The organism is Pseudomonas sp. FG13, assembly GCF_057809755.1.
Window position 1 is genome coordinate 1 of the sequence record NZ_JBMDKO010000094.1, and the last position, 6,479, is coordinate 6,479.

6 protein-coding genes are annotated in these 6,479 nt (G+C 59.8%); 1 reads left to right on the forward strand and 5 read right to left on the reverse strand.

Annotated elements, in window-relative coordinates:
• Positions 1-186: 186 nt before the first annotated feature.
• Positions 187-1,155, forward strand: a complete 969-nt coding sequence (gene yjiA, locus ACODTO_RS29345) for a GTPase (protein WP_489107464.1) — start codon at positions 187-189, stop codon at positions 1,153-1,155.
• On the opposite strand, the gene ACODTO_RS29350 is transcribed toward yjiA, so the two are convergent.
• The 5 genes from ACODTO_RS29350 to glyA form a co-directional block, all read right to left on the reverse strand.
• Positions 1,147-1,860 carry a GntR family transcriptional regulator gene (locus ACODTO_RS29350; protein WP_464709733.1) on the reverse strand — a complete coding sequence of 238 codons (714 nt, stop codon included), beginning with the start codon at positions 1,858-1,860 and terminating at the stop codon, positions 1,147-1,149. The genes yjiA and ACODTO_RS29350 overlap by 9 nt on opposite strands.
• A gap of 22 nt (positions 1,861-1,882) precedes the next feature.
• Positions 1,883-2,584 (reverse strand): FadR/GntR family transcriptional regulator, encoded by a 702-nt coding sequence (locus ACODTO_RS29355; protein ID WP_139649872.1) that lies wholly within the window; start codon positions 2,582-2,584, stop codon positions 1,883-1,885.
• Positions 2,585-2,643: 59 nt separating this feature from the next.
• On the reverse strand, positions 2,644-3,957 hold the full coding sequence (locus ACODTO_RS29360) for a C4-dicarboxylate transporter DctA (RefSeq protein WP_139649870.1): 1,314 nt from the start codon (positions 3,955-3,957) through the stop codon (positions 2,644-2,646).
• A gap of 373 nt (positions 3,958-4,330) precedes the next feature.
• Positions 4,331-4,855: a hypothetical protein gene (locus tag ACODTO_RS29365; RefSeq protein WP_489107465.1), complete on the reverse strand. Its 525-nt coding sequence runs from the start codon at positions 4,853-4,855 to the stop codon at positions 4,331-4,333.
• Positions 4,856-5,082: 227 nt separating this feature from the next.
• Positions 5,083-6,336, reverse strand: coding sequence for a serine hydroxymethyltransferase (gene glyA / locus ACODTO_RS29370; RefSeq protein WP_024780756.1), 1,254 nt, complete (start codon positions 6,334-6,336; stop codon positions 5,083-5,085).
• Positions 6,337-6,479: the final 143 nt, after the last annotated feature.

Here is a 6,479-nt window from a genome sequence, read left to right on the forward strand (position 1 = left end):
ATCGCGGGCAAGCCTTGCTCCCACAGTTGTTTTTGGGCGGGCTCAGGTTTTGTGCCTGTCACCGATTCCCTGTGGGAGCGAGCCTGCTCGCGATGGCGTACTATCCATCGACTTCGATATTGACTGACCCAGCGCCATCGCGAGCCTGCTCGCTCCCACAAAAAAATTGCATCAAGGAGATTCTGTTTGTCCTCTCCCATTCCCGTGACGATCCTCAGCGGCTTCCTCGGTGCAGGCAAGACCACGTTGCTGCGCCATCTGCTCAAGGCCGAGCACGGCTTGAAAATAGCCGTGATCGAGAACGAATTCAGTGACGCAGGCATCGACACGCAACTGCTGGGCGACGAGCCGGTGCAGGTCATGACCCTGGCCAACGGCTGCGTGTGCTGCACCATTCACACTGACCTGACCAAGGCCCTGTATCTGTTGCTCGAACGGCTGGACAGCGGTGATATCACCTTCGATCGCCTGGTGATCGAGTGCACCGGCCTGGCCGATCCCGCCCCGGTGACGCAGACCTTTTTCATCGATGAGGAGCTGCGCGAGCGTTACATTCTCGACGGTATCCTGACCTTGGTGGACGCCGCCCACGCCGATGTCCACCTGGCCCAAGCCATCGCCCAGGCCCAGGTCGGATTTGCCGATCGCCTTCTGGTGAGCAAGACCGACCTGGTGGACGCTGCCCAGGTCGAAGCCCTTGGCGAGCGCTTGACCCGCATCAACCGGCGGGCGCCCATCCGGATCGTGGAACATGGCCAGATCGATCTGGCTGAATTGCTCGACATCCGCGGCTTCAACCTCAATGCGGACCTGGGCGCGGGGTTCAGCTTGCGCCCGGTTGCCAAGGCCACCACGGGCGACCGCATCAGCAGCCTGGTGCTGCGTACCGACAAGCCGCTGGATATCGACAAGCTCAGCGAGTTCATGAACCAGTTGCTGGAAGACCACGGCAAACAGTTGCTGCGCTACAAGGGCGTGCTGAGCATCGCCGGCGAACCCCGTCGATTGGTGTTCCAAGGTGTCCTCAAGTTGTACGGCTTCGATTGGGACACCGAATGGGCCCCCGATGAGGCCCGGGAAAGCGTGATCGTATTCATCGCCGACGAGCTGCCCGAGGAGAAGATCCGCGCGGGATTCGAGGCCGCTTTAATTTGACGTCGCCGTGCCTGTGGCCATCAGCAGCTTTTGCTCAAGATGGTCCAGGTGCTCATCCATCAGGCGTACGGCTTCATCCCTGCTGCCGTTTTCCACGGCATCCACGATCGCCAGATGCTCCTGCCAGGCACAATGCCGGCGGGCCTTGATCTCGTGCCGGGCCAGGGCCAGCGAGGTCAAGGGCACCAGGCTGCCGAGAAACTGCGCCAGCGGTGCGTTGCCGGCCATGGAGGCGAGGTGCAGGTGAAACTCGCCGGAAAGGCGTATCGCCGGGCCGCGCTCGCCGCGTTCCAGGCACTGTTGCTCCTGCGCCACCAGATCACGCAGACGCTGCAAGTCCCTGGGTTGCGGAGCCTTGCAGGCCAGGTGCACCAATGTCTGTTCGGTGAGCCGGCGGGCGTGCAGGATTTGTCGGGTTTGCTCCAGGTCCGGTGCCGCGACTTGCGGCCGATGATTGGGCCGCAGGATTACCACTTGTTGGTGAGACAGGCGCGCCAGTACACGACGAATGATGCTGCGGCTGACGCCGAACACATCCCCGAGGCCTTCCTCGGTGAAGCGGCTGGCGGGAGCAATGCGTTGTTCGAGGATGGCGTCGAAGATCCGCGGATAGATATCGTCCACCGACGGCTTGCCGACAGCGCCGGGCAGCGGCAGGGTGGCAAGCACATTGCGTTGATGCTGATGGGACATGACGTTGTTCATGACGGTCTCCGCGAGGCGTGGCTCAGGTAGCGAGGTTGTCGTCCGGGATATTCAGTTCAATGCCCATGCGCTGGCCTTCCCGGAGGATATGCCGGCGCATTTCTGCACTGGCCTGGGCGCTGTTCTTGCCACGAATGGCGCGTACCACGGCTTCGTTCTCTTCCAGCCGTTCGGCCAGATGCTCGGGCGAATTGCGCAACACATCGGCACTTTGCTTGAGGGCGTTGCTGGTCTGCTGCACCACACTGTGAAAGATCGGGTTGGACGTCAGGGCAAACAGTTCCTCATGGAACGCGATGTAGGCGCTGGCGCAGGCATCGTTGTCATTGGCTTCCAGGGCTTCGCGCATGTCCATGAGGGTCAGGCGCAATTGTCCGACTTCCTTACTGCTGATGGACTGGGCTACCAGGCCAACGATGAAGGGCTCCAGGGTGTAGCGCAGTTGCAGCACGTCTTCCAGGCTCGCACCGGCTACCGCGCTGCCTTCATGGGGATCGCTGGCGTTGGCCTCCAGCACCACCACGCCTTTGCCGGGCATCGAGCGCACAAGCCCGAGGGTTTCCAGCACGATGACCGCCTCGCGCAGGCTTGGTCGGCTGATGCCCAACTGTTCGGCCAACTCCCGCTGGCCCGGCAGCATGTCGCCCGAGCGCCATTGGCCCCGGGCCAGGGCCGCGCGTAGTTTTTCCACCACGGAATTGACGACGGTTGATGAACTGATCACATGGGGCTCCTCAAAGATCAATCAGGCGATGCCGGCCCGCAGGCGGGCATCGCGCGCTTTCAAAATTGCTGCTGATGGGCACTGCCCACCGGCTTTCTCGGTTGGAAGGCATAGCCCTGCTGGCCGGACAGTACCTTGCGCGCACGCGGGACATCGATGTCTTTTTCCCAACGGGCGATTGCCACGGTGGCCACGCAGTTGCCGATCAGGTTGGTCAGGGCGCGACCGATGCCCATGAACCAATCGACCGCCAGCACCAGCACCAGGCCGACCACGGGAATAGCCGGGATCGCTGTCAGCGTGGCGGCGAGGATCACCAATGCCGAGCCGGGAATCCCATGGGCACCCTTGGACGTGATCAGCGACACCAGCAGGATGGTCAGCAGGTCGGTCAGGGCCAGGGGCGTACCGGTGGCGTTGGCGATGAAGACGATGGCCAGGGTCAGGTAGATCGAGAAGCCGTCCAGGTTGAACGAGTAACCGGTCGGGATGACCAGCCCCACGGTGGAACTGCCGATCCCGAGGTGTTCGAGCTTGCGCATGACTTGTGGCAGCACGGCGTCGGAAGAAGCAGTGCCGAGCACGATGAGCAGTTCCTCGCGCAGGTATTTGAGGAACGGCAGCATTGGCAGGCCCGACGACCGCATCACCAGGCCCAGGACCAGAGCGACGAAGGCGACGCAGGTCAGGTAGAACAGGCCGACGAGGCTGCCCAGGTGTTGCAGCGAGTCCAGCCCATACTTGCTGGTAGTGAAGGCAATGGCGCCGAAGACGCCGATGGGGGCCAGGCGCACGATCATGCCCATGATGCGGAAGATCACGTGGCTGAGTTCGTTGATCAACCGGGAGATGCCGGAGGCGGCGTCGCCCACCAGGTTCAGCGCACTGCCGAACAGTACCGAGAACAACAGCACTTGCAGGATGTTGTTATCCGCGAAGGCACCGAGCACCGAGGTCGGGATCAGGTTCATCAGGAACTGGGTGGTGGTCACCAGGTGCTGGCCACGTTGGGCGATGTCACCCACGTCCGCGCTGGAAAACTGCTCCAGGTGGATGTTCGCGCCACTGCCAATGCCGGTGCTGAAGGCCATTACCAGGCCAATCACCAGGGCGATGGTGGTCAGCACTTCAAAATAGATGACTGACTTGAGGCCGATGCGCCCGACCTTCTTGAGATCGCCTGCGCCGGAAATACCACTGACCACCACGCAGAATACGATCAGGCCGATTAGCATCTTGATCAGTTTGATAAAGCCGTCGCCGAGGGGTTTGAGCTGTGCGGAATATTCGGGAAGGGTAAGCCCGCAGACGATGCCGAGCACCAATCCGAGGACAACTTGAAGGAAGATCGAACGCGAGCACCATTTGAGCATGGGAGGGATTCCTGGTTCGGTGTCCTTATTCGCCGGCACGGAGGGCAGGCGTCGGACTTCATTATTGTGGTCTTACCGGTTTGTCCAGTGCAGGCGCAGTCTAGGCGCGGGTTTGGGGTTGAGGCAAGGTGAATTTTCGCATTTAGGCCTTACCGGTCTTACCAGTTAGGCGAAAACCCTTGTGCCTGAGCCTTTTTGTTCCGCAAAAAAACTGAGGCACAGATTTTCGTCAGTCAAACCAGGCCCATGGGAGCAAAGCATGCTCGTGATGGAGGCAAGTCAGTTCAAAGCCGATTGGGCGGGGCCGCCGCTATCGGGAGCATGCTCTGCTCCCACAGTGTGGGTCTCATTGAAGTGGCGTGGTGATCCCGACTCAAATGATGCTGAGGACGAATGTCAACTTTGAATGTGCCTCGGTTTCCGCCAGATAACGATAAGGCGACCCGCGCATTCTTAATCCGCCTATATATTTTTTGTTTTCCGTCATGAGCGACAGGGGAGAGTGTTTGGCTTTTATGCTTTCCAGTGTGATGACTCGGTTTTTCTGGTCGACAAGTTTAAAACTGGTTGGTTTGCCCGAGTCTTTTACGCCTATTGCGTCGAACCAACTTTTGCCAATGAATTTGTTGTGGTGCTCCCCTGTGTTTTTGATGGACAGGGTATAGCCGCCGGCCGTATGACGAAAGTGCAACATCAGCGGCTGGATAACGCCTCCCTCGGCTTTGGCGTGCATGCCCAGCAGGTTTGAGTGGTCGACGGTTTGTGGTCTGCCGCTGAAAAAACCACCGCTGAATGAAGTAAGAGTCGCCAGTGCCGGTTTCCCATGCAGCGTTTCAAGCAAGTGGATATTCATGTCGGGCAGGCTGAGTGTTGCGGAGAAAGATAGTTTACTGTCCATGTAATGATCACATCCTATATGGACGACCTAAGTGGTCGTGAATGATGAGATTCGATGTTATGGGTTTCTCGGCTGTTTGTGTTGAGGGGTGTGTTTCAAGGGTTGAGATGTGAAGAAAAGGAGGTGGACTGGAGTTATTGATTTTGTCAGGCGGGTTTATTTTGGGGGATATAAATAAAAAGCCCACATCCTTCGATGTGGGCTTTTTTGCAACGCCTGGCGTTATATCAAGCGCCGTACACCGGCAGCTTCTTGCAGATCGCCTTGACCTTCTCACGAACGGCGTCGATGACCGCTTCGTTGTTCAGGTCAGCCAGGATGTCGCAGATCCAGCCGGCCAGTTCCTTGCACTCGGCTTCCTTGAAACCACGAGTGGTCACGGCCGGGGTGCCGAAGCGCAGACCGGAGGTGACGAACGGGGAACGTGGGTCGTTTGGCACCGAGTTCTTGTTCACGGTGATGAACGCCTTGCCCAGTGCGGCGTCGGCGTCTTTGCCGGAGATGTCCTGCTTGATCAGCGACAGCAGGAACAGGTGGTTCTCGGTACCGCCGGACACCACGTCGAAGCCGCGCTCGATGAATACGCCGGCCATGGCCTTGGCGTTTTTCACGACCTGCTGCTGGTAAGCCTTGAACTCAGGTTGCAGGGCTTCCTTGAAGCAGATCGCCTTGGCGGCGATGACGTGCTCCAGCGGGCCACCTTGGGCGCCCGGGAATACGGCGGAGTTCAGCTTCTTCTCGATGTCGGCGTTGGCGCGGGCCAGGATCAGACCGCCACGTGGACCGCGCAGGGTCTTGTGGGTAGTGGTGGTGACCACATCGGCGAATGGCACTGGGTTCGGGTAGACGCCAGCGGCGACCAGACCGGCGACGTGGGCCATGTCCACGAACAGGTAGGCACCGACCTTGTCGGCGATGGCGCGGAAACGTGGGAAATCGAGGACCTGGGAGTAGGCGGAGAAACCGGCCACGATCATTTTCGGCTTGTGCTCCAGGGCCAGGCGCTCGACTTCGTCGTAGTCGATCAGGCCATTGCCGTCGATGCCGTACTGGATGGCGTTGTACAGCTTGCCGGAGGACGAAACGCTGGCACCGTGGGTCAAGTGACCGCCGTGGGCCAGGCTCATGCCCAGGATGGTATCGCCAGCCGACAGCAGCGCCAGGTAGACGGCGGCGTTGGCCTGGGAACCGGCGTGGGGCTGGACGTTGGCGTAATCGGCGCCGAACAGTTCCTTGGCGCGGTCGATGGCCAGTTGCTCGACCACGTCGACGTATTCGCAACCACCGTAGTAGCGCTTGCCCGGGTAGCCTTCGGCGTACTTGTTGGTCAGTACCGAGCCTTGAGCTTCCATCACCGCAGGGCTGGTGTAGTTTTCCGAAGCGATCAGCTCAATGTGCTCTTCCTGGCGCTGAGCTTCTTGCTCCATGGCGGCAAAGAGATCGGCGTCGTACTTGGCAATAGTCAAATCACGGCTGAACATGGCGGTCCTCAAGGATCGGGGGCAGAAAAGGGAGGCATTCTACCCCAACCGGTTTTGGAAGGCATATGAAAGGACATCATGTCGCGGACGAATGGGATTCACCCAGAACCGGCGGCCTCATCGCGAGCAGGCTCGCTCCCATA